Annotated in this window: 38 protein-coding genes; 35 read left to right on the top strand and 3 right to left on the bottom strand. The window is 67.7% G+C overall.

Features of this window, described 5'->3' with window-relative positions:
* Positions 1–47: 47 nt before the first annotated feature.
* The 8 genes from HD593_RS54250 to HD593_RS54215 all read left to right on the top strand — a co-directional run bounded on the left by HD593_RS54250 (position 48) and on the right by HD593_RS54215 (position 6,388).
* Positions 48–281, top strand: a complete 234-nt coding sequence (locus tag HD593_RS54250; RefSeq protein WP_185110645.1) for a hypothetical protein — start codon at positions 48–50, stop codon at positions 279–281.
* Positions 278–766: a hypothetical protein gene (locus HD593_RS54245; protein ID WP_185110644.1), complete on the top strand. Its 489-nt coding sequence runs from the start codon at positions 278–280 to the stop codon at positions 764–766. The genes HD593_RS54250 and HD593_RS54245 overlap by 4 nt, the downstream gene beginning before the upstream one ends.
* Positions 763–1,131 (top strand): hypothetical protein, encoded by a 369-nt coding sequence (locus HD593_RS54240; protein WP_185110643.1) that lies wholly within the window; start codon positions 763–765, stop codon positions 1,129–1,131. The genes HD593_RS54245 and HD593_RS54240 overlap by 4 nt, the downstream gene beginning before the upstream one ends.
* A 53-nt stretch (positions 1,132–1,184) precedes the next feature.
* The gene (locus tag HD593_RS54235) at positions 1,185–1,391 is read left to right on the top strand and encodes a hypothetical protein (protein WP_185110642.1); all 207 of its coding nucleotides are present in this window, start codon (positions 1,185–1,187) and stop codon (positions 1,389–1,391) included.
* A 106-nt stretch (positions 1,392–1,497) separates the two neighbouring features.
* Entirely contained in the window at positions 1,498–2,016 is a 519-nt protein-coding gene (locus HD593_RS54230) for a hypothetical protein (RefSeq protein WP_185110641.1), read from the top strand.
* 10 nt (positions 2,017–2,026) lie between these two features.
* Positions 2,027–3,592 (top strand): phage terminase large subunit, encoded by a 1,566-nt coding sequence (terL, locus tag HD593_RS54225; RefSeq protein WP_185110640.1) that lies wholly within the window; start codon positions 2,027–2,029, stop codon positions 3,590–3,592.
* A gap of 19 nt (positions 3,593–3,611) precedes the next feature.
* Positions 3,612–5,300, top strand: coding sequence for a hypothetical protein (locus HD593_RS54220; protein WP_185110639.1), 1,689 nt, complete (start codon positions 3,612–3,614; stop codon positions 5,298–5,300).
* Between the two features lie 2 nt (positions 5,301–5,302).
* Complete coding sequence (locus HD593_RS54215; protein WP_185110638.1) at positions 5,303–6,388, top strand: structural protein; 1,086 nt, start codon at positions 5,303–5,305, stop codon at positions 6,386–6,388.
* Positions 6,389–6,392: 4 nt separating this feature from the next.
* On the opposite strand, the gene HD593_RS54210 is transcribed toward HD593_RS54215, so the two are convergent.
* Entirely contained in the window at positions 6,393–6,677 is a 285-nt protein-coding gene (locus tag HD593_RS54210; protein ID WP_185110637.1) for a hypothetical protein, read from the bottom strand.
* 36 nt (positions 6,678–6,713) lie between these two features.
* Here HD593_RS54210 and HD593_RS54205 point away from each other — a divergent pair, with 36 nt between their 5' ends.
* The 15 genes from HD593_RS54205 to HD593_RS54135 all read left to right on the top strand — a co-directional run bounded on the left by HD593_RS54205 (position 6,714) and on the right by HD593_RS54135 (position 14,178).
* The gene (locus tag HD593_RS54205; protein WP_185110636.1) at positions 6,714–6,866 is read left to right on the top strand and encodes a hypothetical protein; all 153 of its coding nucleotides are present in this window, start codon (positions 6,714–6,716) and stop codon (positions 6,864–6,866) included.
* Between the two features lie 150 nt (positions 6,867–7,016).
* The gene (locus tag HD593_RS54200; protein WP_185110635.1) at positions 7,017–8,405 is read left to right on the top strand and encodes a hypothetical protein; all 1,389 of its coding nucleotides are present in this window, start codon (positions 7,017–7,019) and stop codon (positions 8,403–8,405) included.
* 15 nt (positions 8,406–8,420) lie between these two features.
* Positions 8,421–8,783, top strand: a complete 363-nt coding sequence (locus tag HD593_RS54195) for a DUF2190 family protein (protein WP_185110634.1) — start codon at positions 8,421–8,423, stop codon at positions 8,781–8,783.
* Between the two features lie 10 nt (positions 8,784–8,793).
* Entirely contained in the window at positions 8,794–9,933 is a 1,140-nt protein-coding gene (locus HD593_RS54190) for a phage major capsid protein (RefSeq protein ID WP_185110633.1), read from the top strand.
* Positions 9,930–10,217 (top strand): hypothetical protein, encoded by a 288-nt coding sequence (locus HD593_RS54185; protein ID WP_185110632.1) that lies wholly within the window; start codon positions 9,930–9,932, stop codon positions 10,215–10,217. The genes HD593_RS54190 and HD593_RS54185 overlap by 4 nt, the downstream gene beginning before the upstream one ends.
* Positions 10,217–10,510 carry a hypothetical protein gene (locus HD593_RS54180; RefSeq protein ID WP_185110631.1) on the top strand — a complete coding sequence of 98 codons (294 nt, stop codon included), beginning with the start codon at positions 10,217–10,219 and terminating at the stop codon, positions 10,508–10,510. Before HD593_RS54185 ends, HD593_RS54180 begins: the two co-directional genes overlap by 1 nt.
* A 10-nt stretch (positions 10,511–10,520) precedes the next feature.
* A complete protein-coding gene (locus tag HD593_RS54175; protein WP_185110630.1) occupies positions 10,521–10,874 on the top strand; it encodes a hypothetical protein in 354 nt (117 codons plus the stop codon).
* Positions 10,875–10,882: 8 nt separating this feature from the next.
* Complete coding sequence (locus HD593_RS54170) at positions 10,883–11,317, top strand: DUF6093 family protein (protein ID WP_246549736.1); 435 nt, start codon at positions 10,883–10,885, stop codon at positions 11,315–11,317.
* Entirely contained in the window at positions 11,314–11,748 is a 435-nt protein-coding gene (locus tag HD593_RS54165) for an HK97-gp10 family putative phage morphogenesis protein (RefSeq protein WP_221525408.1), read from the top strand. The genes HD593_RS54170 and HD593_RS54165 overlap by 4 nt, the downstream gene beginning before the upstream one ends.
* Positions 11,745–12,179, top strand: a complete 435-nt coding sequence (locus HD593_RS54160; RefSeq protein ID WP_185110628.1) for a hypothetical protein — start codon at positions 11,745–11,747, stop codon at positions 12,177–12,179. Before HD593_RS54165 ends, HD593_RS54160 begins: the two co-directional genes overlap by 4 nt.
* Before the next feature lie 70 nt (positions 12,180–12,249).
* Positions 12,250–12,582 (top strand): hypothetical protein, encoded by a 333-nt coding sequence (locus HD593_RS54155; protein WP_185110627.1) that lies wholly within the window; start codon positions 12,250–12,252, stop codon positions 12,580–12,582.
* The gene (locus tag HD593_RS54150) at positions 12,582–12,791 is read left to right on the top strand and encodes a hypothetical protein (RefSeq protein ID WP_185110626.1); all 210 of its coding nucleotides are present in this window, start codon (positions 12,582–12,584) and stop codon (positions 12,789–12,791) included. The genes HD593_RS54155 and HD593_RS54150 overlap by 1 nt, the downstream gene beginning before the upstream one ends.
* 3 nt (positions 12,792–12,794) lie before the next feature.
* A complete protein-coding gene (locus tag HD593_RS54145) occupies positions 12,795–13,283 on the top strand; it encodes a phage tail tube protein (protein WP_185110625.1) in 489 nt (162 codons plus the stop codon).
* Positions 13,283–13,807, top strand: a complete 525-nt coding sequence (locus HD593_RS54140) for a hypothetical protein (protein WP_185110624.1) — start codon at positions 13,283–13,285, stop codon at positions 13,805–13,807. Before HD593_RS54145 ends, HD593_RS54140 begins: the two co-directional genes overlap by 1 nt.
* A gap of 32 nt (positions 13,808–13,839) precedes the next feature.
* Positions 13,840–14,178 carry a hypothetical protein gene (locus HD593_RS54135; protein WP_185110623.1) on the top strand — a complete coding sequence of 113 codons (339 nt, stop codon included), beginning with the start codon at positions 13,840–13,842 and terminating at the stop codon, positions 14,176–14,178.
* Here the strand turns inward: HD593_RS54135 and HD593_RS54130 are convergent, their stop codons facing one another.
* On the bottom strand, positions 14,179–14,652 hold the full coding sequence (locus tag HD593_RS54130) for a hypothetical protein (RefSeq protein WP_185110622.1): 474 nt from the start codon (positions 14,650–14,652) through the stop codon (positions 14,179–14,181).
* A 129-nt stretch (positions 14,653–14,781) separates the two neighbouring features.
* Here HD593_RS54130 and HD593_RS54125 point away from each other — a divergent pair, with 129 nt between their 5' ends.
* From HD593_RS54125 to HD593_RS54095, 7 genes are all read left to right on the top strand, one after another.
* A complete protein-coding gene (locus HD593_RS54125; RefSeq protein ID WP_185110621.1) occupies positions 14,782–19,026 on the top strand; it encodes an AAA family ATPase in 4,245 nt (1,414 codons plus the stop codon).
* Positions 19,027–19,108: 82 nt separating this feature from the next.
* Positions 19,109–19,387 (top strand): hypothetical protein, encoded by a 279-nt coding sequence (locus tag HD593_RS54120; protein WP_185110620.1) that lies wholly within the window; start codon positions 19,109–19,111, stop codon positions 19,385–19,387.
* Entirely contained in the window at positions 19,384–19,665 is a 282-nt protein-coding gene (locus tag HD593_RS54115; protein ID WP_185110619.1) for a hypothetical protein, read from the top strand. The genes HD593_RS54120 and HD593_RS54115 overlap by 4 nt, the downstream gene beginning before the upstream one ends.
* Positions 19,649–20,098, top strand: coding sequence for a hypothetical protein (locus HD593_RS54110; protein ID WP_185110618.1), 450 nt, complete (start codon positions 19,649–19,651; stop codon positions 20,096–20,098). Before HD593_RS54115 ends, HD593_RS54110 begins: the two co-directional genes overlap by 17 nt.
* A 112-nt stretch (positions 20,099–20,210) precedes the next feature.
* Positions 20,211–22,064: a phage tail domain-containing protein gene (locus tag HD593_RS64885; RefSeq protein WP_185110617.1), complete on the top strand. Its 1,854-nt coding sequence runs from the start codon at positions 20,211–20,213 to the stop codon at positions 22,062–22,064.
* Between the two features lie 45 nt (positions 22,065–22,109).
* Entirely contained in the window at positions 22,110–23,954 is a 1,845-nt protein-coding gene (locus HD593_RS54100) for a hypothetical protein (RefSeq protein ID WP_185110616.1), read from the top strand.
* A gap of 3 nt (positions 23,955–23,957) precedes the next feature.
* A complete protein-coding gene (locus HD593_RS54095) occupies positions 23,958–24,371 on the top strand; it encodes a hypothetical protein (RefSeq protein WP_185110615.1) in 414 nt (137 codons plus the stop codon).
* Positions 24,372–24,465: 94 nt separating this feature from the next.
* Here the strand turns inward: HD593_RS54095 and HD593_RS54090 are convergent, their stop codons facing one another.
* Positions 24,466–24,675, bottom strand: coding sequence for a hypothetical protein (locus HD593_RS54090; RefSeq protein WP_185110614.1), 210 nt, complete (start codon positions 24,673–24,675; stop codon positions 24,466–24,468).
* Positions 24,676–24,792: 117 nt separating this feature from the next.
* On the opposite strand from HD593_RS54090, the gene HD593_RS54085 reads away from it, so the two are divergent.
* The 5 genes from HD593_RS54085 to HD593_RS64110 are packed head-to-tail and all read left to right on the top strand — an operon-like array spanning position 24,793 to position 26,518.
* A complete protein-coding gene (locus HD593_RS54085; protein ID WP_185110613.1) occupies positions 24,793–25,089 on the top strand; it encodes a hypothetical protein in 297 nt (98 codons plus the stop codon).
* The gene (locus HD593_RS65465) at positions 25,086–25,280 is read left to right on the top strand and encodes a DUF7620 family protein (RefSeq protein WP_425262869.1); all 195 of its coding nucleotides are present in this window, start codon (positions 25,086–25,088) and stop codon (positions 25,278–25,280) included. The genes HD593_RS54085 and HD593_RS65465 overlap by 4 nt, the downstream gene beginning before the upstream one ends.
* The gene (locus HD593_RS54080; RefSeq protein ID WP_185110612.1) at positions 25,273–25,593 is read left to right on the top strand and encodes a putative phage holin; all 321 of its coding nucleotides are present in this window, start codon (positions 25,273–25,275) and stop codon (positions 25,591–25,593) included. The genes HD593_RS65465 and HD593_RS54080 overlap by 8 nt, the downstream gene beginning before the upstream one ends.
* Positions 25,593–26,393, top strand: coding sequence for a peptidoglycan recognition protein family protein (locus tag HD593_RS54075; RefSeq protein WP_185110611.1), 801 nt, complete (start codon positions 25,593–25,595; stop codon positions 26,391–26,393). The genes HD593_RS54080 and HD593_RS54075 overlap by 1 nt, the downstream gene beginning before the upstream one ends.
* Positions 26,390–26,518: a hypothetical protein gene (locus tag HD593_RS64110; RefSeq protein WP_281402524.1), complete on the top strand. Its 129-nt coding sequence runs from the start codon at positions 26,390–26,392 to the stop codon at positions 26,516–26,518. The genes HD593_RS54075 and HD593_RS64110 overlap by 4 nt, the downstream gene beginning before the upstream one ends.
* Positions 26,519–26,552: the final 34 nt, after the last annotated feature.

The raw sequence follows: 26,552 nt of genomic DNA, 5'->3' as shown, positions 1-26,552 counted from the left end.
TCTCTTGGGTTCCCTCGACTGGCGAACCTGTCGACCTCGGAGAGACTGTGTCGGACCTGGAGTTCGTCACTGGTCCGCCCGCGCCGATCGACATGCTGTCCAGGACACATCGGTTTCTTGTGGTGTCCGCGTCGCTCCTGGAGCGAACGGGCCCGTACACGGTCAAGCTGCGAGGCCGCCTGCTCTGGTCCGGCTACCGGCTGGTGTTCGGCCGCACCTGCCCGCGCTCCGACGCAGTCAAGGCCGAGTATCGGCGCCGTTCTCGCGGGAGAAAGCGGTGACCGCACGCGTCGTCTACGCCTACGGGCTGCACTGGGGCGACTCAACTACGCCGGTAAAGCTGCACTGGTGGTGCGCCTGCGGAGGCGACGGCGTTGACATCCCAGGCGACAAGGTCACATGCCCGTCCTGCCGCGAGCCGATCACCGTCCCGGACGAGCAGATAGATCTGAGGGCATCCTCGCCCGAACTCCCAACAGCTGTAGAGCAACAGGAGCCGCCCGCTCTGGACTCGCGCTACGACCTCCGGGAGCTCGCCTACCGCGTCCTCACCAACCCTGACCTGGTTCTGTTCGGGCAGAAGGGCGGAGGCGTCGGCATGTACTGCCGGGCCTGCACGCCGATCGCACACGAGACGATCGCCTACCTCGGAGCGAAGGAAGGCGAGCAGGCGGCTCCCGGCATCACCTTCGCCACGTCTGTGTCCGGGCTGTGGAGCCAGGCGCTCATCCACCTCGCCATCCACCATCCGGCAGGTGATCAATGAGCGGAGGTTCGTACGACTACCTTTGCCACGCCTGGGACCTCGACGACATCCTCGCCAAGCGCGGCGAGCTCGAGCGCATGTCCGCTCGCCTCGCCGGGCTCGGCTGGGCAGAAGACGCGGCACGCGAGACCGAAGAACTCCTGGTCATGCTCCGCCAGTGGCAGATCCGCTCCGAGGTCCGTATCGCCCGGCTCCGCAGCGTCTGGAAGGCCGTCGAGTGGTGGGACTCCTGCGACTGGGGCGAGGACCAGGTCCGCGCCATCGTCGAGCACTTCCACGGATGCCCGTGCGACCCCAGCCTCTCGTGGAGTGCTGAGCAAGACCGCTGGGTGGTCACATGCAGAGCGGAGGCCGCAACACCATGACGGCCTCAACTGACGCCCTCATAGCAGCCCTCACCCACCCGAGCCTCTATCTGATGGGCAACGAAGACGGAGGCGTCGAACTCCTCTGCCGCGACCACTTCGACGGTGGGCGGCCCCTCGCCTGCTACAACTCACCAGGTGATCGGCAAGCGGATCCCAAGGTCGTACAGGTGGCCACCATTCCCGGACTGTGGATAGAAGCCGTCAAGCACCTAGCAAGCGGACATCAGGTAACACCGGAAAACGGTGACGCTCCGTGAGAGTTCGGCAGAATGGCTCCGAAATTCGGGGCTTTGCCCCTACTGTCAGTGAACGCCGCAGGTCGCTGTTCAACGAGGAGAGCGCAGCGCCACCAAGGGAACGCCCATGACGAAAGGAACGAGAGGCGGCCGGGGACGCTTCGAACGCAACCCGGACACCGCGGCCCGCGACGCCGAAGCGGCACGACTGCGAGTCCGCGGTTTCACCTACCGGCAGATCGCCGACGAACTCGGCATGGCAGGACCCGGCAAGGCGCACGAGGCCGTACAACGCATCCTCAAGGAGACCGTCCAAGAGGCGGCCGACGACCTCAGACTGGTCGAACTGGAGCGCCTCGACCGGATGTACCAAGCCGCGCTCAAAGTGCTGGAGACCGAGCATTACGCCATCTCGCACGGCAAGGTCATCTACCTGGAGGAGGGCGGCTCACCGCTCGCGGATGACGGGCCTGTCCTTGCCGCAATGGACCGGCTGTTGAAGATCCAGGAACGCCGCGCGAAGCTGCTCGGCTTGGACGCGCCGGCGAAGACGAACGTCACCGTCTCCGACGCCATCACCTCCGAGATCGAGCAGCTCGCCGCCCAACTCGGCATGGCCGAAGAGTCGGAGCCCACCAGTACGTAGCGAGGTGAGCATGACCACGCTCGCCACGCTGCCGCCCGACTGGCGGACATGGCCGCTCCCTGCGCAGGAGCGGCTGCTGAAGACACTCCGCACCGCCGCCCGCAAACGCAAGGTCACCACAAGGCCGCAGTGGGAGACGCCAGGGCACCTCGCTGCAGCGATCGAACCGACGACCATCCAAACACCGGCCCTGACCCTCATCGATCAGGCACTCATCGAGGTGGCCGAAGGCCGCTGCGATCGGCTCATCATCACGATGCCGCCACAGGAGGGCAAGTCCACCCGCGTCACGACGATCGGCCCGCTGTGGATGCTCACCCGCAACCCAGACCTGCGGATCGCGATCGCCTGCTACGCCCAAGACCTCGCCGACGAGTTCGGGCGGAACATCCGCAACCACATCATCTCGAACGACGGCACCGACGACACGCTGGATCTCGGACTGCGCATCGCCCCTGACAACGGCGCCGCTCGCCGCTGGCGTATCGACGGCCACCGCGGCGGCGTCCGTAGTGTCGGAATCACGTCCGGCCTGACCGGCAAGCCAGCCGAAATGCTCTACATCGACGACCCGATCAAGGACATGCGGGACGCCGACAGTAAGGCGTGGCGCGAGGTCGTCTGGTCGTTCTGGCAGGCGGTAGCGAACACCCGGCTCGCTCCAGGTGCGCCAGTGGTCATCATCTTGACGCGCTGGCACGAAGAGGACCTGGCCGGCAAGGTCCTCGCCGCTGAAGACGCCCATCGGTGGAAGGTCCTCAACATCCCGGCGCAAGCTGACCACGACCCGAATAAGGGCGAGACCGACCCGCTCGGCCGCGAGCCGGGCGAGTTCATGGTGTCGGCCCGTGGTCGAAGCCTCGAACAGTGGAGACAGACGCGCGTCGCTGTCGGCTCCCGAGTGTGGGCGGCCCTCTACCAGGGACGGCCGACACCTGCCGCTGGCGACATATTCCAGCGCGACTGGTGGCGGGAGTACACATCGCCGCGGTGGATCGAACGCCCTGACGGCTCCTGCTGGGCGCCAGGCGCTGACGAGGTCGCCATGTCGTGGGACATGGCGTTCAAGGACACGGACGGCTCCGACTACGTTGTGGGTCAGGTGTGGGCGCGGTACGGCCTCGAACTGTTCCTGCTGGACCAAGTGCACGAACGGCTGTCCTTCACCGCGACGTGTGCCGCCCTTCGGGAGATGGCAGCGAAGTGGCCCCAGGCCACGCTCAAACTCGTCGAGGACAAGGCAAACGGCACCGCGGTCATCAACTCGCTGCGCCGCCAGGTGCCCGGCCTGGTTCCGGTCGAGCCGGACGGCAGCAAGGAGGCTCGCGCTCGCGCGGTCACCCCGTTCATCGAGGCCGGATCCGTCTACCTGCCGGCCCCGGAACTGTGCCCGTGGGTCGGCAGCTTCCGGGACGAGCACGCCGCGTTCCCGAACGGATCACACGATGACCAGGTTGACGCTTGCACCCAGGCGATCAACCGGATGCTGCTCGCCCCGATCCTCGCCGGAGATCTGATCGTCGAGGCGGACGAGTTGGACGACGAGTTGGACGCGTTCGAGATCAGTTCCTATTGACGCATGAGGGAGGCTGCTCGTGGGCTTCGCCTCCCGCCTTCAGGAGTCGTTCTACCGGTGGACCGGCCGCGCCGAACTGGCGGAGACGCTCCGCGCCGAACGGTTGACGGTGGAGCATCTGCAGGAGTCGCTCGCCGACCTTGAGCGGCGCATGTACGAGCCGGGCTGGCAGCAGATGACGGCTCTGGCTGAGCAGGAGTTCTCCCGCGAAGGCTTGAAGCGCCTAACCGCGGTGTGTCGCGTGATGGGCATCAAGAACGTCCTGATCAAAAGAGGGCTTGCCCTGCGGACCGCTTACGTGTGGGGACAAGGCGTCGAGATCAGCGCCCGCTCCGGTGGCAAACGCGGTAAGGGCCGCACCTCGCAGGACGTGAACGCTGTCGTGCAGGTGTTCCTCGCCGACGACGGCAACCGTAAGACGCTGACCGGATCCCAGGCGGCGGAGGAGAACGAGAGAAGCCTGGGCACGGACGGCAACCTGTTCTTCGCGTGCTTCACCAACCCGCGCACCGGCCGCGTCCAGGTTCGGTCGCTGCCATACGACGAGATCACCGACATCATCACCAACCCGCAGGACGCCTCCGAGGTTTGGTACTACAAGCGGCAGTGGACGGAGCAGTCCACCGACCAGATCACCGGCGGCATCACGTCGGTGACCCGGACCGCCTACTATCCGGCGCTCGGCTACCGGCCTGTCCTCAAGCCGAAGCGGGTCAAGGACTCGTACGGCGCCGCTGAGGTGCTGTGGGACGCCCCCACCTACCACGTGAAAGTCGGCGCGCTCAAGAGCTGGAAGTTCGGCATCCCCGACGCGTACGCCGCCGTGGACTGGGCGAACGCCTACCGCGAGTTCCTCACCGACTGGGCCCGCCTGGTGAAGGCGCTCAGCCGCTTCGCCTGGAGACTCACCTCGAAGGGCAGCAAGCAGGCCGCGGCGAAGACCCGCATGGCCACCGGGCCTGCCACCGACCGCTACTCGGGAGAGCCGCAGCATGCCGGCGCCGCGGCGTTCCTCACCCCGGACATGATGCTCGAAGCCGTCCCCAAGACCGGGGCCACGATCGACTCCGAGTCCGGCCGGCCGCTCGCCGCCATGGTCGCCGCCGGTCTCGACGTGCCAGTGACGATGCTGCTCGGGGATCCGGGTACCACCGGGGCGCGGGCGACGGCCGAAACGCTCGACACGCCCACAGAGCGCGCCATGGAGATGCGGCGCGGCGTCTGGACCGACTGCTACCAGGCGATCCTCGCCCACGTCATCCTCGAATCCGTCCGAGCCCCCGAAGGGCCACTCAAGGGCACGATCACGCGAGACGACAACGGCAAGGAGATCGTCCGCCTCCAGGGGGACGCCGATCAGACCATCGACGTGTCCTGGCCTGACATCGACGATCTAGACCCGGCCTCGGTCATCGACAGCATCACCAAGGCCGACCAGACCGGCTATCTGCCGCCGCTTGTGATCGTTCGTCTTCTCCTCGAAGCGCTCGGCGTGCGGGACGTGGACTCCATCATCGACTCACTAACGGGGGAGGACGGCGAATTCGTCCCACCCGAAGGAGCGACAGGACGGGCCGGACAGGCGGCCGTGGACGCCTTTAGACGGGGCGAAGACCCGGCAGCAGCGCTCGGCGGAGGCGACCCCGTACCACCTGAACCTGAAGACAGGCCAGACGACGCCAATCCCTCGGACGACGAAGAGGAGTAGGCATGGCCATCACGGCAGAGACCCTCGCCATCGCCGAGCGTCTCCGCCGGCAGGTCGGCTCCATCGTGGACGACGTCACCAGGAGCCTCACTGCGGCTTGGGTGGGGGCGTGGGATCAGGTTGTTGTCGAGGTGATCGCCGCGATCGGCGAGTTGCTCCAACTCGGAGACGGCAAGTGGCCTACTCGGCGGCAGATCTTCCGGTCGGCGCGCACCATCTCCGCGCTGGACCTGATCGGCCAGACGCTGGACCGTCTCGCAACGGCGACGCTCGCCCAGACTGCCGTGGCCGCAGCACAGGCGGCACGCCTGGGGATCGAAGCTCAGGGAGACCTGGTCGCCTCCCAGCTCCCGTACGGCTCCACACGCGCCCTCGCAGCCAAGTACGGCGTGCAGCAGGCCGACACCATCGACGCGATCGCCCGCCGAACGGCGGAGCGGATCAACGCCAAGCACTGGCCGCTCTCCGACGAGGCGACCCGCCGCATGAAGAACGAGCTGGTGCGCGGCGTCGTCGTGGGCGACAACCCGCGCGAGGCCGCTGCGAGGATGGTCCGCAACCTGGAAGGCGAGTTCAACGGTGGTCTCGGCCGGGCGCTCAACCTGGCACGGACTGAGATCTTGGATTCCCACCGCGCAGCCGCCGAGGCCGGTCAGGAAGCGCACGGGGACGTCCTTGCCGGCTGGGTGTGGCACTGCGAGCTCAACTCCAGCCGCGGCAGGACCTGTCCAGCGTGCTGGGCTCTCCACGGGACGGTGCACCCGCTGTCCGAGCCGGGCCCGATCGACCACCAGCAGGGCCGGTGCTCACGGACACCCAAGACGAAGTCCTGGGCGGATCTCGGATTCGACGTCCCCGAGCCTCCCGACCTGATCCCGAACGCCCGCGAGGTGTTCGACTTGCTGCCCGAGGACGAGCAGGTCGCCATCATGGGCCGCCGCCGCCTCGACCTGCTCCGCTCGGGAGAGATCGAGTGGGAGGACCTGCCGCAGCTCCGGACCACACCTGACTGGAGAGACAGCTACGGGGTGAGGCCGGTCAAGGACCTGGAGCGCATCGCTGCAGAGCGGGCGCACCGCGCTGCCTGACCGCTCAGAACCCTTCGGAGATGCCCAGCAGCTCGTCAAACGGGTCCGGCTTGGCGTCTACCCGAAGCCACTCGGGGAGTTGGGCGCGCGTCTGGTGCTGCGCCTTGTAGACGTCCGAGGCGTCGTCGGCACACAGATCGATCCAGTCGCCCGGCTGCATCTCTCGCCCTGCGAAGCGTCCGCACTCGCGGGCAATGAACGCCGTCTGGGCCCGCTTGCCACAGCCGGGGCGGATGCAGTCGTGGACCTCGTCAGACACGCGGCGGTCGATCATCTGCGCCTCGTTCATCCGCCCATTCTCTCACCCAACCGCTGGGAGACCTCAATGTCCGTCCCTGAACTGCTGATCGTCATCGCCGCCCTCTGCCTGGTCGGTGCCGCCATCTACGCCGCCGTCCACAAGGCGTGGATCGCCACCCTCGTGTGCACGGCCGGCGCGCTCGTCCTGTTCGCCGGCTTCCTGCCTGACATCACCTGACCTGGAGGAACCATGCCCGAACCACAGGCGCTCACCGAGCGCGTGCCGCTCGCTGAGGCAGCCGGCGGGCAGACACCGAAGGGCCGCCGCTTCCGAGCCCGCATCATCGCCGGAGACGTTCAAGGCAGTTCCGGGTTCTATCCGGCGACGATGCTGAAGCGAGACGCCGGCGTGTTCAGGGAGGGCCTGCCCGTCTTCTTGGATCACCCCGGCGTGAACGAGTCCTACGACCGCCCCGAGCGGTCGGTGAGGGACCTGGCCGGAAAGCTGGCCAGCACCGCGGTCTACGAAGGCGACGGCCTGTATGCCGACGTCGAGGTGTACGAGCACTGGGCGCCCGTCATCGAGGCCATGTCCGGCGACATCGGCATGAGCATCCGCGCGTCAGGGACCGTCGAGCCATCCCAGCAGGAGAACATCCGCGGGCCCATCGTCACAGCGCTAACCGAGGCCGCGAGCGTCGATTTCGTGACCGCTGCCGGAGCTGGAGGAAAGATCGTGGCCCTGCTGGAATCCGCCCGCGAGCAGGGCGACCTGCTGCGCAAGGCGACTGAGGCGAAGGCTCCGCCGTTCACGAAGAAGGACGACGACGAGAACGCCACCAGCAAGGCCGGCGACAAGCCGGGCGACGCCGAAGACCAGGACGACGAGGACGACAAGCCGCCCTTCCTGAAGAAGGTGGCCGAGGCCCGCAACGTCGGCCACTGGCTCGAAAGCCGCGTCCACCGCGCATTCAGCGAGATGTGCGACGACATGTTCGGCGACGGGCGCCTGACGCGCGAGGAACGCATCAGCCTTTCCAGCGCGATCGGCGAAGGGCTGGACGCCTTCAACAAGGTCGTCGCCGAGAAGGTCCCTGGCCTGTACGAGCGCGATCTCTGGGATGAGCCTCCCGCCCCCGAGCGGCCTGCTGAGGTCGTGGAGACCGTTGCCCCAGACGACGAGCCGGACACCGAGACTGCCGCACCCGCTGAGGCCGCGGCACCCAAGAACGAGCCGGGCAGCTCGCCCGCCGACAACACCGACAAGGAGGGCGAGATGCCCGAACTGACCGAGGCGCAGGCGCGCGAGCTCGAAGAGGCTCGCACCGTCGCCGAGAACGAGAAGGCCGCAGCTCTTGCCGAGGCTGAGGCCGCGCGGCAGGAGGCGGCCGAGGCCGCGCTGAAGCTGGCCCGGTTCACCGCCCTGGAGGCTGCCCGGCCGATCGCCACGCAGGTGCTGGCCGAGTCCAGCCTCCCGCCGGCCGCCCAGTCCAAGCTGCTGGCCACGCTCACCTCCGAGACCGTGCCGCTCACCGCCGAGAACACGCTGGACGAGTCCGCACTGAAGACCAGCGTCGAGGAGGCCGCGAAAACTGAGGCCACCTACCTGGCATCCCTGGCCGAGGGCGACGGCGCCGGCCAGGTGCGCGGCCTGGGCGAGTCCGCCACCACCCCGTCCGTGCCCGACCCGGCGACCTCGACGGCGCTGGAGGAGACGTACCGATCCCGCGGGCTTTCGCCCGAGGCCGCCAAGCTCGCCGCTGCAGGCCGGCCGTAAGAGAGGACCTGACCCATGGCTACCAACATCGTGTTCGAGGACGGCGACCAGCTTCGCGTCAACGTGTCTGGGGTGACCGGCTCTGGCGCCTCCGGTGTGATCGTGTCCGGCGACCCGGGCGTTCTGGGCCAGCTTCCGTTCGTGGCGCTGACCGACGAGGGTTCGGACGGTTTCGCGACCGTGAAGTGCAACGGCGTGGCGGATCTGCTGGTGGACGCGGAGTCCGCCGCGGTGAACCCGGGCGATCTGCTGTATTTCGACGCCGCCGACGCCAACAAGATCAACAACGCGTCGTCGGGCAACGTCCGCTTCGGCTACGCGCTCGGCAGCGTCGGCAACGGCGCCACCGGCACCATCCCCGTGAAGATCGGCTATTAGGAGCCTCTCCATGACCACTCTGTTCTCTGCGGCCGTGGAGCGCATCGACTCCAACGCCGCCAGCCTCCGCGAGTCGTTCGGCGGCCAGCGCAAGGTGTCTTCCGCCCGGCCGCGCCGCGACCCGCAGTGGGAGCGGGCCCTGCTCGAAGCTGAAGCGTTCGTGCAGGACATCCGGTACGGCCGCCGACCGATCGACCACTTCCGCGAGGCCATGTCCACCAGCGACTTCCCGCTGCTGTTCGCGGACTCGCTGGACCGGCAGCTGTACGGCGCCTACGAGGCGACCGTGCCCACCTGGCAGAACTACGCCCGCGCCGCCACCGTCAACGACTTCCGCGAGGTCAAGCGGTTCGCCACGTCCGGCGTGCGCGGCCTGCTGTCCAAGGTCGGCGAACTCGCCGAGCACGAGCGCCGCGGCATGGACGAGACCGAGTACAGCTACGCGGTCGCCAAGTACGAGGCCGGGTTCGCCCTCTCCTGGGAGAACATGATCAACGATGACCTCAACGCGTTCATGCGGCTCCCGCAGGACCTGGCCGACTCCGCCCGCGACTCGGAGGAGGAGTTCGTCACCCGCCTGTTCTGCGGCGCGAACGGCCCCCTGACCAGCGTCTACACGGGCGGCAACCTGCTCACTGCCGCCCTGGACCGCGACTCCCTGCAGTCGGCGATCACCACGCTGATGAAGCGAACCGACGACAACGGCAACCCGATCGTCGTCAAGGCCGTCGAGCTCGTCGTCGGCCCTGGCCTGGCCCTGCAGGCTCAGGAGATCATCGACACGACCGAGTACCGGACGGTGGACCCCAACGGCAACGTCCGCATCATCTCCGGCAACGGCGTCGCCGCGAACCTGCGCATCAGCGTCAACTACTGGATCCCGTCCGTCGCCTCCTCCTCGAACGCGGACACCTCCTGGTGGCTGTTCGCCAACCCGAACGGCCCTCGCCCCGCGATGGAGTTCGGCCGGCTGCGCGGCTTCGAGGCGCCTGCCCTGTACGAGAAGATCCCGGACATGCGCCGGATCGGCGGCGGCGAGGAGCCCGTGTCGTTCGACACCGAAGGCGCCGAGAAGAAGATCAAGCACGTGTACGGTGGCGCGTTCGTCGACAGCCGGATGAGCATCGCCTCGACCGGCGCGGGCGCGTGACCTCGCCCGACCTTCCCCGGCCGCTCACCACAGACCACAAGCTTCTCGTGGCGCTGGCCGGGCGGCTGGACGCGCAGAACGACTTGCTGGCGCGCATTCTTGACCGTCTCCCCGAGCGGCCCGAGAAGGCGGATGACGGCACGGTCGAACTGCGCGAACCCGCCGTAGCACCGCCAGAGCGGGACATCGAAGCGAAGCCGGCGCCGCCGAGCAAGGCTGGGGCGTCCCGCCGCACTCGCAAGACCACTCCGAAGGGCGCGTCGCCCAGCAAGGAGACATCCTGATGGCCAACGCCGCCTACTACGGCACCAAGCCGGACACGATCCTGAAGGCAACCGCGACCTTGGACTTCGCGTCCATCGCCGCAGGCGCAGTCGGCACGCTGACCGCCACCGTGACGGGCGCCGCCACCGGCGACTTCGCCATCGCGGCACCGCCCGGCAATCTGAACGCCGGCCTGGTCGTGTGCGCGTTCGTCTCCGCAGCGAACACGGTCACGATCCGCATCATCAACGGCACCGCCGGCGCGATCGATCCGGGCTCGGCCACGTGGGGTGTCGCGGTCATCCCCGCCTAGGAGACGCGCGATGGCCATCGACTACTCCACCGACCGAGGTCGGATCCGGCTTCTCATCCCGGACACGGACGAGGACAACCTGCTGCTGATCGACCCACAGATCGACGCGTTTCTGTCGATGGAGGGCTCGGTCAAACTCGCCGCTGCTGCAGCCTTGGACGTCATCGCCTCCTCCGAGGTGCTGGTGTCCAAGGTCATCCGGACGCAGGACCTGCAGACGGACGGCGCCAAGGTCGCCGCTGAACTCCGGGCCCGAGCGGCAGGACTACGCCAGCAGGTGGACGACGGGGTCGGTGACGACACTGTGGGGTTCGACGTCGTCGACTTCGACCGGTGGGCTGGCTACGCCAGATACGAGCCGTAGGGGGTGTGATGCCGCTCGCGGGACACACCCCCATCCACGGCAGATGGTCGCAGCACCACCGGCCGACAGCGACAGGAACCCAGACCGGCAGGTGCACAATCAGTCGGCCGGGCAGCGGAGACGGGACGACGGACGATGACGATGTCTGGCATCCGCCAGAAGCGGCCGTCGTCTACCAGGGCCCATGCCGGGTCACCCCGCAGCCTGCGGACTCCAGGTACGTCGTCTCCGGCGACCAGCGGGTCACCACCCGCGGCTACGAGGTCGCCATCGAATGGGACGCAGCCGAGGTCCGCGAGCACGACAACATCCACATCGACACCGCTCACGATCCGCGCCTGGCTGGCGTGGATCTACGCGTGACCGATGTCCGGATGGCGTCCGAGCAGTGGGAACGCGTCCTCATCGCCGAACAGGATCTAACCGACCTGGAGGCGTCATGAACGGCTGGGATACCTCCGAACTCGACGGCCTAATCAAGGACCTTGATGAAGTGGCGCCGAGAACCGAGGCGCTGACCAGGACAGTCGTGAAGAAGATCGGACACGACACGGTCACGCTCGGCCAGAACAAGGCCCCAGTCGACACCGGGAACCTGAAGAACTCGATCGGCGTGGATCCGATCGACGACTGGATGGGCTTCGAAGCCGGCCCAACGGCAGCGTATGGAGCTGACGTCGAGTACGGCACCGAGCCGCACGAGATCAAAGCCCGCAACGCTGGCGCCCTCTTCTGGGAAGGCGCAGAACACCCGGTCAAGAGCATCCAGCACCCAGGCACAGACCCGCAGCCGTACATGCGGCCCGCGTTCGACCAGGCCACCGAGCCTCTGGACAAGGTGATGGCGCAGATCGCGAAGAAGGCGATCACATGACCATCCCCATCGCCGCGACCACACCCCACACGGACGCGGTAGTGGCCGCCATCCAGGCGATCCCCATGCTGGTCGGCCGAGCGCGCCGGCCAGACGGGGCAGGCTGGCAAGGGAGCCCCGGCACGTCCACCTTCATCCGGTACGCCGTCGTCTACCCGTTCGGCGGCATCCCGGACGGCAACGTGTCCGAGCCGTACGAGTACCTCGACTACCAGGCGCAGATCAACCTGTTCGGCGCGAACGCCACCCAGGTCGAGGACGCGGCCGACGACGTACGTGCCGCCCTGATCGGCCGCCGCCTCACTGTGCCCAGCCGATCCACTTACCCGGTCCGCACCCCTGGCGGGCCACCTGTGAGACGGGACGAGTCCGTGACTCCACCCACCTTCATGGCGGTTGTTGAGATCGCGTTCCGCTCGCAGCCCGCCTAACCCACTTCACCTGACTTAGCCCGGCACCCGAGGTGTGCGGGCTCTTTGGCATGCCCGAAAGGAGCCCGTAGTGGCTACCCGCACAGCTCAGGCGGTCACGGTGGCCGGCGTCACGCCGACCTACCACGCTGCGACCGCCACCACCGGGGACAAGGTCCTCGCCGACTCACGAACGTTCATCCACGTCAAGAACGGCTCCGGCGGGTCGATCACCTGCACCATCTCCGGCGCAGGCCAGACCGCCTACCTGGTGGACAACCCGGACAAGGCGTACACGATCGGCACCGGCGCCGAGATGTGGATCCCAATGCTGCCGGAGTTCGGCGACCCAAGCGATGGCCGCCTGGTCACCTTCATCTGCTCGTCGGTGACGAGCGTGACGTTCGCGGCGGTGCGCATCTGATGGCCCGCCCCACTGTCCGCGTCCGCTCCAAGCTGACCGGCCACACCGCGCTGGTCTCCCCGGACGCGCTGCGTCACTTCCCCGACTACGAGCCGGTCGACGCCACCCCTGAGCAGGCATCGCCCGCCCCTGCGTCGCCTGCCGAGGCGGACACCCCCAAGACCACCACTGCTACGCGCCGCGCCGCGGCCACGAAGGATGAGGAGTAGGCCATGGCTGGCGCTGACCTTCTCGGTGATGGCAACGTCAAGGTGACGTTCTGCCTCACCATCGCCAACATTTCCGCCCCGACCGCTGCCGAGCTGAACGCGGGCGTGGACCTGCAGGAGTTCATCACCAAGGACGGTCTCGGCATCAGCCCGGAGCAGGCCGCGGTGGACAACACCGCACTGGCCTCCCGGGATGAGACGGAGGACGCGGGGACCGTCAAGTACTCGATCGAGCTGACGGTCAAGCGGAAGGAAGTCGCGGTCGAGGACATCGGCTGGGACACGCTCGTGGACCGGCAACTCGGCTACCTGGTGGTGCGCCGCAATATGGCGCACGAGACCGCGTACGCCGCGGGCCAGAACGTCGAGGTGTACCCGGTCCGGTGCGGTCGGCCGAACATGCAGCCGCCTGAGCTGAATGCCGCTCAGCGGTTCGTGTCGAAGCTGTTCAACCACACCACCGCTGACGCTGACGCGCTGGTTGCCGCCTGATGACGTCGATCGACGACCTGCTCGGGCAGATGCGTCTGCCCGAGCGGACCTTCAATCTGTGCACCCGGGCGGACCTGCAGGGCGAGTGGGAGCAGGTAGAGCAGAAGCTCGCACGCGCCGAACTGCAGGCTCGGGATTCGCTCGCGGGCAACTCCAGCGAAGTGCGCCAGCTCGCGTCCCGTGTTCAGGAGTTGGAAGCGGAGATGGCCGCCCACACGGTGGCGATCAAGCTTCGTGCGGTCACTCACAAGACGTGGATGGACCTGCTGGCCAAGTATCCGCCGCGTGAGGGGAACGACAACGACGGCGCCTTCAACAGCGAGACGTTCGGGCCGGGTCTGTTGGCGGCGTGCGCGGTCGACCCGGCGATGAGCGAGGAGCAGGCCGGCAAACTCGTGGACGCCATGTCGACGGGCCAGTGGAACGACCTGTTCCAGACGCTGTGGGGGCTCAACCGGTCCGGGGTTGACGTCCCAAAATCCAGGAGAGCCTCCGAAGCTCTCCAGAACTCGCCGAAGAAGTAGCGCTCGCCGCGGCCTACCGGGTGCCGCGGTCGGTGCTCCTGGGGCGGCAACGCCGCTCGGTCACCGTGTACGAGTACGAGGACGGCCGGCTGGTACGTGCCGTCACCACTCACGATCCGGAGTGGACGGACGAGGACCTCGGGTACGCGAAGGCGCACCGGAGGAACGAGTTCGACAAGTGTCCGGGGTGCGGACTGCCGCTCAGCGAGACGACCGACCCGGAGAACGAGGGAAGGTACGAGGCGCCGCCCCCGATGCGGTGCCATGCCTGCACGCCCTTGGAGCACCGGAAGTCGGAGTACACGGAGTCTCCGCCCGGCCTGCTGTTCCGCGTGTACCTCAAGGTGAAGAAGGCGCTGGTCAGAACCTGATCATTCCCAGCCGGCGCATTCGAGGACCTTCTCCGGGTTCTTCGCGATGCACTCCTGCAACGCCTTCTGCCGCTCCGCGTCCGACTGAGCAGGCTCGGCGGAAAGCGTCCACACCAGGAACGCGACGGGCAGCGACAGCATCGACAGGACGAGCCCGGTGACGGCGAACCATGTGCCGCCCTGGCTTTTCGCCGCCAACGCGATCGTGGCGAGGATGGCGGTGACGAGCGCTACGGCGAGGCCGACGCCTCGCAGCGTAGTCAGCGCCAGCAGCACGGCCACCAGGCCAAGCGCCACTGTCGTGATCGCTAACCCTTGGCCGCGCCGCGGCGCCGCGTGCCCCGCCGGGGCGGGCGCGTAGGACGGCTGCTGCTGCGGCGTGTACTGCTGCCCGTACGGGTTCGGCGGCTGCTGTGGCGGCCCGTACGGCTGCGATGGGGGCTGCTGCGGGCCGGATTGCTGCCATGGCTGCATGAGTGGCTCCTGAGGAAGTAGATGGAGGCGCGGAGTAGACGCGCCTGAAGGTGACGCGGTTTGCACCGTGCCACGACGGAACGTCTGTAGGCCACTGATTCCGCTGGGATTGGGCCCCTTCGATCGGAGGTGAGCCCGATCGCCGACAGGTCCGTAACGGTTGTTCTGAAGGGCGATGTCAAGCCGTTCGTCACCGAGATGAGCAAGGCTGCCCTCGCCGCGAGCAAGTTCCGCGACTCGCTCGGCAAACCGCTGCCCGTCAACATCGATGCGGTCAGCGCTCAGGCGAAGATTCTGCAACTTGAGCGGGACCTAGCCAAGCTACGGGACCGCCGCGACCCGATCCGGCCAGACGTCGACACCGCGCAGGCTCAGGCGAGCCTCGCTGAGTTGCAGCGTCGTATGGCGGACCTGTCGTCACGCACGATCGGTGTTGACCTCGACGCTGGCGCCGCCAAGACCGAGATTGCTGCGATCCAGCGGGACCTGGAGGATCTGAACCGGTCCTCAGCCGACATCGAGGTCCGAGTGGACACGACGCGGGCGCTGGGAGATCTGCGGTCGCTGGAGGCGTCGATGACGTCAGTGTCCAGCCGGTCGGGCCGTGTCAAGGTGGATGCGGATGTCGGCGGGGCACTCGCGGGCATTGCCATGGTCGGCGCGGCGCTGGCCAGCTTGCCGGCGGTGACGACTCTCGCGGTCGGCGTGGGCGCGCTCGGCGGCGCCTTCACCGCGGCGGGCGTAGGAGCGGCCGGGTTCGCCGCCGTGGCCGTCCCCAGTTTGGGTCGCATCAACGAGGCGCTCCAGCAGCAAGCGACCGCCGCTGGTAGCGCGGGCGGTGCGACCAAGAGCGCCGCCCAGTCCGCTGCGGAGGCGGCGTCTCGAGCCCTCCAACTGGAGCAGGCCGAGCGCCGTGTCGCCGACGCCCAGAAGGCCGTCAAGCAGGCCCAAGAGGATCTGACCAGGGCACGCAAGGACGCCAAGCGGGCCAACGAGGACCTCGCGTTTTCTGTCCGGGACGCTGCTCTCGCTGAGGAGGACGCGGCTCTCTCAGTGGAGGAGGCGGCGAGGCGGCTGGCCGAGGTGCGCGCCGACGACGAGTCGACCGACCTGGAGATCCGCCGCGCCGAACTGGCTCATCGGCAGGCGATCGCGCGGCTGGACGAGCAAGAGGTACGCACGAAGCGGCTCCGCGAGGACAAGGCTGAAGCGGACAAGAAGGGCATCGAAGGCAGCGCCCAGGTTCGGGCGGCCCAGGACAAGCTGCTCAAGTCGCAGCAGGACCTCGCCGAGGCGCAGAAGCAGCTCACGGTGCTGCAGCTTCAGCAGAAGGCCGCAACGCAGCAGACAGGGAGCGCGGCGGGCGCTGCGGCCAGCAAGTTCGCCGAACTGTCCAAGGCTGAGCAGGCGCTCGCCAGGGACGTCAAGGCGTTCCAGGACTCCTACGTCAAATGGCAGAGGTCACTCCAGCCGGACGTGTTCCCGGTGATCCGCTCCGGCATGGACCTGATGCGGACCGGGATGGAACTCAGCACGCCGGTCATCAAGTCCAGTTCGAAGGCGTTCAACGGCTTCTTGAAGGAACTCAACTCCGAGCTGAAGACGCAGGAGTGGCGGTCCTTCTTCGACGACCTGGCCGCGACCGCGCCGGGCACGATCGACCGGCTGGGCGACTCGGCGATCAACGTCGGCAACGGCCTCAGAGGCGTGTTCGAGGCGCTGCTGCCGTACAGCGATGACCTGCTGGACATCGTGGTCCGGCTGACGGAGCGGTTCGAGTCGTGGGGTGAGAACCTCGAAGGAAGCCCGGAATTCGAGGAGTTCATCGCCTACGTGCAGGAGAACGGGCCCAAGGTCGCCGAGATCTTCGGCAACCTGGCCACGTTCGCAGGCAAGATCGTGGACGTCGGCGCGGACCTCGGACCAGGCGTCCTGGACTTCATGGTCGTCTTGTCCGAGCGGCTCGCCGGCATGGACCCGGCGCAGATCGAAGCCATCGCCAAGGGCGTCGGCTTGATCTTCGCCGCGGCGAAGCTGGGCACCACCATCAAGCTGGGCGCGCTCGTGCTACTGGCTGACGTCCTGTCGAAGATGTCGCCCGAGCAGATCGAGGCGCTCGCCGTCGCCATCGGCCTCACCATCGCCGCCGTCAAGGGCTACCAGGCCGTCAGCGGAGCGGTCGGCTTCTTCCAGAACCTGTCCGGAGGGATCGACAAGGCCGGCAAGTCCGCAGGTGGCGCCCAGGGCAAACTGTCCGCGCTGGGTGGCGTGTTCGGCAAGGGCGGGCTCATCGCCGCGGCGGTGGCAGGGACCGCTGTCGCCATGGACCAGCTCGGTGACGCCATCTACGGCCTAAACCCTGACCTGGACAAGCTCTCGAAGGGGCTGTCCGACTTCGGGAAGGGTGGCGCGCCGGCAGGGGAACTGCTGGACCAGCTCGGCCCGAAGATGTCCGGCCTGAGTTCAGCGATGGAGACGTTCGGCGACTCGGCAGCCCGGCTGGCGTCAGACAACTGGTTCAACATCGCCGGCAACCAGGTGGCGGGGTTCATCGACTCGTTCGACATCATCACCTTGGACAACGGCAAACAGTCGATCGAAAACATCGACCAGGCGCTGGCGACCATGGTGGCGAACGGTCAGGGCGACCAGGCGGCCAGCGCGTTCAACCGGCTCGCCAGCCAGGCCGCTGCCGCCGGCACGCCCATAGACAAGCTCCGGGAGCTGTTCCCCGAGTACGCGGCGACCTTGGACGGCACGATCCCGCGCACTGGTGAGATGGCGTCGGCCATGTCCACGCTCAAGGTCGAGGTGGATCCGACCGCTGTGGCGATGCAGGCGTTGAACGAGTCGCTCGACATCTACAACGCCAAGACCGACACGGCCCGGCTGACGCTCGAACTGAAGGACGCCTTCAACGAGGCCAAGACGGCGATCGCCGAAGCGGGCGGCAAGCTGGACTTCACCTCGCAGATGACCGATAAGCAGAGGGAAGCCGTCATCAAGGCGCGCGACCAGTTCGCTGGCTACATCGAAAAGGTGCAGGCGGCGGCCAAGGCTGCAGGTGAGATGGCGGGCAAGACCGGCGAAGCCGCCGTCAAGAGCGATGAGGCGAAGGAAGCCATCCTCCGCCAGTTGCCGAGCCTGGGCGAACTCGCGGGCAAGTCGGGCGAGGCGCGCGAGAGGGTCCTCAAGCTGGCTGAGGCGTACGGGATCTCCAGGTCTGACGCGGAGAAGGCGATGAAGTCCGCGAAGGACTTCCAGGAGGTGCTCGACAAGTTCAAGAACCGCGAGATCTACGTGAAGCTGGGCCTGAAAACGGATGAGGCCATCGCAGCGTTCGAGCGGTTCGTGCAGAAGGTCGGCAACCGCTCCCTGGCTGTCGCGTTGACAGCCAAGCAGGAGAAGCCGGCGCGAGCGGGCGGCATCTTCAAGTACGCCGCTGGCGGTCTCCAGGAGTTCGCTGCGGGCGGGAGGAGCACGCCACCGAACATCGCCAGCCAGCCGACGATCTTGTATGGCGAGGGCGCGGACATTGAGGCGTTCATCCCGTACGAGACCAAGTACCGGGATCGGGCGATCGCCCTGCTGGCGCAGGTGGCGAACGACTTCGGGCTCAGCCTCAACAACCAGGAGGCGGCCCGCGGGCTGTCGGACCTGCGTGTCACCATCGACGACTCAGGGCTTGTGATCGCTGACGGGCTCACCGGCGTCATGGGATCCCTGCAGTCCACGATGGGTCAGACGGGCTCGCTGACGTCGTCGATTACCAAGGTCGGCTCCACGGCGGACCAGCTCAACCAGTCGTGGATCGCGGGCTCGGACGTCTTGCAGGACTCGATCAGCAACGTGGCCACGGTCACGGCCGACAGCGTCGAGGTCATGTCCACCTCAGTGGATGGACTGACCGCGTCCGTGAAGGACTTGCTCCTCGGTCTTGCCGCTGCACAGACGGGCGGCAAGGCGGGATCGTCGGGTAAGCCGTCGTCGGCGGTGAAGTCGGCGCTGGACCTGCTGGCGAAGAAGGCGCAGCAGATCACCGGCAAGGCCGGGTCGAAGAAGCCGTCCAACATGATCGAGGGCGACTATGGGTCGTCGGGCACGCCGGATTGGACGCCCGGCGCCTACTCGGCGATCAGCTACGGGACGCCGGTGAACGCTTCTCGGGTGTCTGCTCCCCAGCAGATGCCGGCGTCGTCGTACGGCGGCGGCTCGTCCAACAGCGGCAGCAGCTCGGCGGGCGGTGGTTCGTCCACCGTCTCCAAGGGCGGCTCGCTGGTGCAGATCCTGGGCGACATGGTCGTCAGGGAGCAAGCGGACGTCGACCGGGTGGCCGCCAGCCTGTACTCGCGTCTCGGCTCCAAGGGCCCGTAACCCCTCATCTCGGAAGCCCCGGCCCGGCGCGGTCCGGGGCTTCGTCATTTCCCACACCTTTCAGCAAGGGAGGCGGTTCGGCATGCCCGGACTTATCGCCGCTACGGCGGCGGACCTGGCCCGGCTCAGGTCGGTCCAGCACATCCGCGGCGGTCGCACCGCCGCCACACAGGACCAGCGGCGCGAGTTCCGCGACGAGCGGGGCCGTCTGGTGCAGGTGGTGACGGACCAGCTCGGTAACCGGGTGCGGCGCCGCCGGGTCGGGCGTGAGGGCGAAGCGCAGGACGTGAAGATCCTCAACGTGCAGACCGTGGTCGGGCAGATCCCCGCCCACCTCGTGAACTGGGAGAGGTTCCAGTGACCAGCGCACGAGTGGCGGCGATGCACGCGCGGCGGGGCCTGGAGTTCCTGGACGTCTGCGAGGGCTACGAGCAGCGTCTCGCCGCCGCCAAGCAGGCCGTGAAGGACGCCACAGGTGAGCAGCAGGCCGAGGCGGTGGCCGCGCTGAAGACGGCCAAGGCCGAGATGCGCGGCTTCCGGGAGTGGGCGCGCACGGTCGGCCGTCCGCCCGAGGGAGTGCCCGGCAGGGACGCGACGATCAGGATCGGAGGGCCGGTCTCCCATGGCATGGACCGCTAGCGGCTGGTACGCCGACACGATCGTGGACGCGCTCGGCGTCGCCCAGTTCACGCTCGACCTGGACGACGACACGCACAAGCTGGCGCTGTACGACAACACGGTCACCCCGAACTTCGCGACCGACCAGTCGTACAGCACGAGCGGCGAAATCACCGGCACCGGTTACACAGCCGGCGGCCTGGCGATCGCGTCCGCCACGTTCACCGTCACGACCAGCGGAGGCACGTTCGCCACGTGGGACGGCAACGACGTCCAGTGGACCGACAGCACGCTGACCGGCGTCAGGGGTGGTATCGCCTATGCGGATGGCGAGACGCCGAAGAGGTTGATTCTCGGGATCGACTTCGGGAGCGCCTATACAACTGCCTCGGGCACTCTGCTCGTGGCCTTCAACGCCAGCGGAATTGGTCGCGTGAACGTCATCAGCGCATAGCAACGTCAACCACCTGACCTGCGCATAGTCGCCGCCTGCGGGCGGCCTTTCCATGCCCGCCCGTCCTGTGAGCGAAAAGGGGGCGGGTGTGGCGTCACCTTCTGTCCGGTCTGTGTCCACGGCCAACGGGTCCGGGCCGAGCGTCAACTGCTCGCGGCCGACCGGCACGGTGCAGGGCGACATCCTGCTGGCGTGGCAGTCCGACACCACTGGCGCGTTGACGGACATGACGACGCCGACCGGCGGCGCGGCGTGGACGTTGCTCATCTCGCGCGGCGACACCAACTCCGGTAGCGATATCCGGACGAAGATCTGGTGGAAGGTCGCCGGGGCGTCGGAGCCATCCACATATGGGTTCGCGTTCAACGCGTCCACGTTCGGCCCCAACGTCACCATTGCCGCCATCCAGAACGCCGCCACGAGCACGCCGGTGTCGGCGGGGGTATCGACGCTTGCGGGCCTCAACATCGCCACCCCGGGCGTGACGCCGCCGGACGCGGCCAGCCTGGAGATCCGCTACGTCGCGGTGAACACGGGCGAGCAGTTCATCGCGATCGCTACCCCGGCCGGGTTCACGAACCTGGGTGCGGCGTCCCAGGGCAACGGCTTCACGATGCAGGCGGGCGCACGCCGCACGCTCGCCTCCGGCGCAGCTACGGGCACGGTCAACTTCGCTGCTGACGTGGCACCGCTCGCCTGGCACGGGTTCACCGTCGCCCTGGCGACGGGATCTGTGGACGCCACCGCGACGCCTGCCGTGGTGGCGGCTGCCGGCGAGGTACCGGCACCGACCATTCAGGCAGGGCAGACGGCGTCACCCGCGGTGGTGGGCGCGACGGCGCAGGTCCCCGCGCCGGCCATCCACGCCGACCAGACGGCCTCGCCTGCGGTCGTCGGAGCGTCCGCCCAGGTGTTGGCCCCGAACGTTGTCGCCGGGGACGCTGAACTCGTCGAACCTGCTGTGGTGGAGGCGTCCGGCGACATCCCGGCACCGTCGATCACGGCGATCCAGAACGCCGTCGCCTCCCCGGCCGTTGTGGATGCTGGGGCTGACGTGCCAGCTCCGGCGGTGGCGGCTTCTGTGACGGTGGCGCCCGCTGTCGTGCAGGCGCAGGGTGTGGTGCCGTCTCCGGGCGTGTCCGTGCCGATCCTGCCCGGCGACCTGATCACCGCTGACGGGCAGGCCGAATGGGGCGGAACCGCCCTGTGGGGTGCGGGCACCTCGTACGCGCTGCTGGAAATCACCGGCTGGGACGCCAAACCTCGTGTGGATTCGCTCACGGCGGAAGAGGCCGGCAGGCATGGCGCGTACGCGGGCCGGTCCTACCTGCAGCGCCGGATCGTCACGGTGAAGCTTCAGGTGCAGTCGTTGTCGGATCCGACACAGGTGTCCAGCCTGCTCGCTCAGCTCCGCTACGACACGAGGACGTTGCGCGACAACACGCTGTGGACGCTGGTGGTGCGCGGCTACACCGAGACGCTGATGGTGTTCGGGAAGGCGATCGACCGGACCGGGGTGATGGACCGGGACTGGTCGATCGGCGCTCCAGAGCCGGTTATCACGATCGAGTGCCCGGACCCGCGGCGCTACAGCCTCGCCCAGCACTCCGCAGTAATCCCGGCGAACGCGTCCGGCCCCACAGCGATCGTCAACGACGGCGACCTGTACACGAACCCCACCTTGCGGTTCACGGGACCGGCCACGAACCCGATGATCGTGAACGAGACGCTGGACAGAATCCTCGCCTTCGACATCACGCTCGGCGCCGGCGAACTCCTCGTCGTGGACACCCAGCTCGGCAAGGCGACGATCGGCGACGCCGACCATGAGAACGATCTGGCGGACACGATTTCGGTCCCGTTGAAGGAATGGTTCGCCGAAGTCGGATCCAACGACATCAGCTACGAGACCGACTCCGGCGGCACAGCAGGCGTAGAGATCCTGTGGCGCGACGCCTACGAATAACCCCCTCACACCTTCTGAACTGCGGCGACGGGACGGGGGTGGGCTGTGGCGATCCTCCGCTCCGTCTCCTCCACCGGCAGCAGCAACCCGGTCTTCACCTGCCCCAAACCGCCCGGCGTCCAGCAGGGTGATGTCCTGATCGCCTTCCAGACGTGTGACGCTGTCGGCGACGGCGACATGTCGGTGCCGACCGGCGGCACCACCTGGCAGTTGCTCGGGCAGCGCAGTCAGATCGAGTGGGCTGGGACGCGTGTCTGGTGGAAGGTCGCCGGGCCGTCCGAGCCCGTCTCGTACCGGTTCACGCAGAGCGGCGTGGACCCCGATTTCCCATTCCTGTTCTCCGGCGGTGTCGTCGCGATCGCCGCCATCTCGGACGCGGACGGCACGACACCGCTGATCGCGTCGCTGGAAAACGGCGCCGACAACAACGTCGGCTGCCCCAGTGTCGCCGCGACGAACGCTCCGGGTGTGACGCTGCGCTGGGCAGCCGCAGCGAACAACAGCGGCACGTGGACGCCTCCACCCGGCCATGCCGAGCAGGCTGACCGCAGGCAGGATAATTCGACGGCGTCTCTTGCGTCCCGGACGCGCACCACCGCAGGGTCGACCGGAACCGCCAGCTTCACGTACGTCTCCGACATCACGCTCACGCAGTCGCATGGGTTCACCGTGGACGTGGGCGGCAGCAGCGTCCCGCAGCCGGAACCGCCGAGCATCCCGCCGTCGCAGGACATCCACTACAAGTACGTGTTCTGCGATCTCCTCACCGATGACTACGTGGCCACCTTGGACCTGGATGACGTCACGTACACGCGGGTGATTGGGGAGCCGGGGACTTTCTCGGCGACCGTGAACGTGGTCAACTCCGACATCGCCGACACCGTGGCCAAGGTCGTGCCGCGCTGGGTGGACGACCCGACAGAGCCGGACAGCCTCTCGACGGGGCCGGGCCGCACCCTGTGCCACGTCTACCGCAACGGGATCGTGTGGGGAAGCTACGTCATCTGGAGAGCCGCCGTCGCATCCGATGGGCGCGGCGCCATCAAGGTGTCCCTCAACGGGTCCACCTTGGAGAGCTACCTGAACGCCGTGGAGATCCGGCAGGACTACTCGTACGAGAGCGTGGATCAGTTCGAGATCGCCCGCGGGCTGATCTCGGAGATGCAGGCCCTGTCGTCGGCGGACATCGGGCTGACGCTCCCTGTGGGGGCGTCCGGCGTCAACCGGGACAGGACCTACCTGGCGTCCGAGGGCGGCACGTTCGGGCAGCGGCTCAAGGAGCTTGCTGACGTCGATGACGGGTTCGAATGGCTGCTCGCCACATCAGACCCTGGCACGGGCACCCGCGTACGTGAGTTGAAGCTTGGCTACCCGAAGCTCGGCACACAGACAGATCACGTGTTCGCGCAGCCCGGCAACGTCCTGTCGTGGTCGCAGGAGACCGACGGGATCCGGGGCGCCACGTCGTACCGGGCCAGGGGCGAGAGCGTCTCCACGGACGCCTCAACCCGCTCTGAGCCGCTCATGTCGTCGCCGCAGAACGCCACGGCGCACCTGCTGGCGGGCTGGCCGAGGATCGACAAGACCGTGGACTACAGCACGGTCAAAGAGGTCGGCACCCTCAACGCGTACGCGATGCGGTGGGCTGGCGAGAGGCCCGGAGCGGTGCGCGTCCACCAGATCAGCGTCCGCCTGGATGACACCGACTGGACGCCGCAGAACCTGGGCGACTACGCGCGCGTGATCCTCGTCAACGACTGGTGGCCCATCCGCTCGGGCGGCGCCTCGTTCAACCACAGGTGGCGGGTCATCGGCATCTCCGTGCGCGCCACCAACCGCAGCAGCCAGGAGTCCGCGACGTTCGTGTTCGAGGAAGAAGTGGAGATCTGAGCGATGCCGCTGCCGCAGCCTGAGGACGTCATGGACCGCATCCGCGCCCTGGAGCAGGCGGTCAGAGAACTCCGCTCCTCTGTCACCAACCAGGGCGGATTCACCGAGGCCAGCCAAGGGTGGAAAATCCCCAACCAGACGCTGCCGTCCACACCGGACAGCGGCGGCCACCTGACCGCCAACGGCGACGAGCCGATGTGGAGCGGCGCTGACGGATCCGTCTACTCCCTCAAACCATCGCCACCCTTCACTCCGGGTGCTGCTGTGGCGAGCCCGCCGGTTTTCACCAGCCCGTCATCGCCGCCCGAGGTGACGGTGTCCGTCTACCAGGACCTGCGCAATGATGCTCAGCTCGCGCGGGGTGTCCTCGTGACGCTGCTTCAGTCGCTGCGGGCCGCCAACATCATCAACTCCTGACGGACGCCCCCCTTGAACGTGGCCGCCCGCGTATCGACTCCTCAGCTCTGAACGGTGGCTGGCGTCGGTAGAGGGAAACGCGGGCGGCCACTCATTACTTGTCAGAGCGGCTGCTTCTTCGTTCCCGCCAGGCGCGAAAAGTTAGTCCGACAACCACGACGGCAACGGAGCCGGCACCGGTCAGCAACGCGTCGGAGATGTCCCCGTGGATGAGGAACGGAACCACAGCCAGGGCAGCAGCCACGATCGCTGCGACCGCAGCCAGGATCAGCGCGGCCAGCCCATACCGCAGCGCCCTTTTCAAGATCTCATCCCCACGTGCGGAGTTTAGCCGCGAGGTCTATCTCCTTGATCGGTGCCGCCCGGGTCTTGAGGGTGCTCCCGGGCGGCACCTCCACCCATCCCAGCTCAACGATCCGAGGTGCGTGTGCAGGACCCGAACATCATCGGCATCCTTCTCAACGCCGGTCTGGCCGGGCTCGCATTCATCCTGTTTCTCAAGGGCTGGATAGCGCCGAAACCCACCGTGGACAGGCTGGTCAAGGAGATCGAGCAGTGGCGCAAGCTGTACGACACCGAACGCGCCGCCCACGACCTCACCAGGAAGGCCCACGCCGAAGAGACCCGCGCCGCGCTCCAAGCCGCGGCCGAAGGCAGCCAGACAGCGATGGCGCTGCTGGAAGAGATCCGCAAGCGCCAGAGCGAGGCCCAGCGATGACGCCAGAGGAAGAGATCAGACGCGCCGAACGCGAGGCTGCCGAGTCGAAACTCCGCGCCCAGCAGGACCTCCGGCAGGCGCGTGAACGAGCCGGACGCGCCCGCTCCATCGCCCAGAGGCTGCGGGAACTCCGCGAGGCGAACGGGTTCAGCGCCCTCCTCGACGATGCGTTCGGAGGCGGGCATGCATGACGAGCTGTACCTCATCGGCAGCGTCCTCCTGATCGTGACGTCGCTGCTCGCGCTCGCCTGCGTGGCCGCTCAGGCGCTGCTGGCCCGCTGGTGGGAGACGCCTGGCGGCAGGCACGTGATGGCGTTCCAATCCGTCCTGGCAGCCGTCCTGGCGCTGTGGGCGCTGCGGGTGTGGATCCCGGACAGCGACCTGATCCGGACGCTGCGGTCCATCGCGTTCGCCGGCGTACCGGTGGTGCTCGGCTGGCGGCTCCTCATCATCCTCAAGACCTGGCGCGAGAAGCGCCGCGAGCACACGCGGAAGGAGGCGTGATGCCCTACCTGACGCAACTCGCCAAGGTGGCCCGGCGTACGGGCTGCCCCGTGACAGAGGTGGCGGGGTGGAAGACGCGCGGCCACGGTCCGCTTCAAGAGGTCGATGGGGTGGTCTGCCACCACACCGCGGGCTGGAACGACATGCACGTGGTCCGAGACGGACGACCAGGCTTGGACGGTCCGCTCTCCCAGATCTGGCTGAGGCGCGACGGCCGGATCTTCATCGTCGCCGCAGGCCGGTGCTGGCACAACGCACCAAGCCTGTCGTTGGGGCACACCAACAGCCGGTCCATCGGCATCGAGGCGGAGAACGACGGCCGGACGCCATGGCCGAAGGTGCAACTCGACGCCTACAAGCGGCTGTGCGCTGAGTTGTGCCGCGAGTTCGGTCTGCCGGTGTCCACCGTGAAGGGGCACAAGGAGGTCAACGCCTCGAAGCCCGACCCTCACTCGATCAACATGAACAACTTCCGCCGGGACGTCGCCGCGCTGTTGCGTGGCGAGCCCGCGGCGCCGGCCGACGACCTGAGCTGGACGGAGAAGCTTGTGAAGGATCTGCCCCTGCTGCGGCCCGGGGACGACAACTGGGACGTCAAGACGGCGCGCGGCCTGCTGAACGCCCGCGGCTATCTGCCTGAGGCTGTGTACGCCGCGGCGGGGTTGAAGGAGTGGCTGGACCGCACCGGGTACGACGATGAGTTCGTCAAGCTCATCAAGGGCTTCCAGAAGCTGAAGAAGCTCGACTCGGACGGCCTGGTCGGTCCTCTGACGTGGGCCGCCTTGGCGAGGGTGTCGTGAGCGACGGCCTGTGGCTGCGCTGGTGGCACACCCTCTACCCATCCCTACTTCCGCGGCATCCCGAGCCCGCGGAGAACGAGCCCGGAGACGGGCGCATTCCGAGCCTCATCGACGAGGCCAACTAACGAGCCGTATTCAAGGCTCACGTGAAGCGTCCCC

The organism is Nonomuraea rubra (genome assembly GCF_014207985.1).
GTDB classification, from domain to species: domain Bacteria; phylum Actinomycetota; class Actinomycetes; order Streptosporangiales; family Streptosporangiaceae; genus Nonomuraea; species Nonomuraea rubra.
This window is presented reverse-complemented; position numbering and strand designations above follow the sequence as displayed.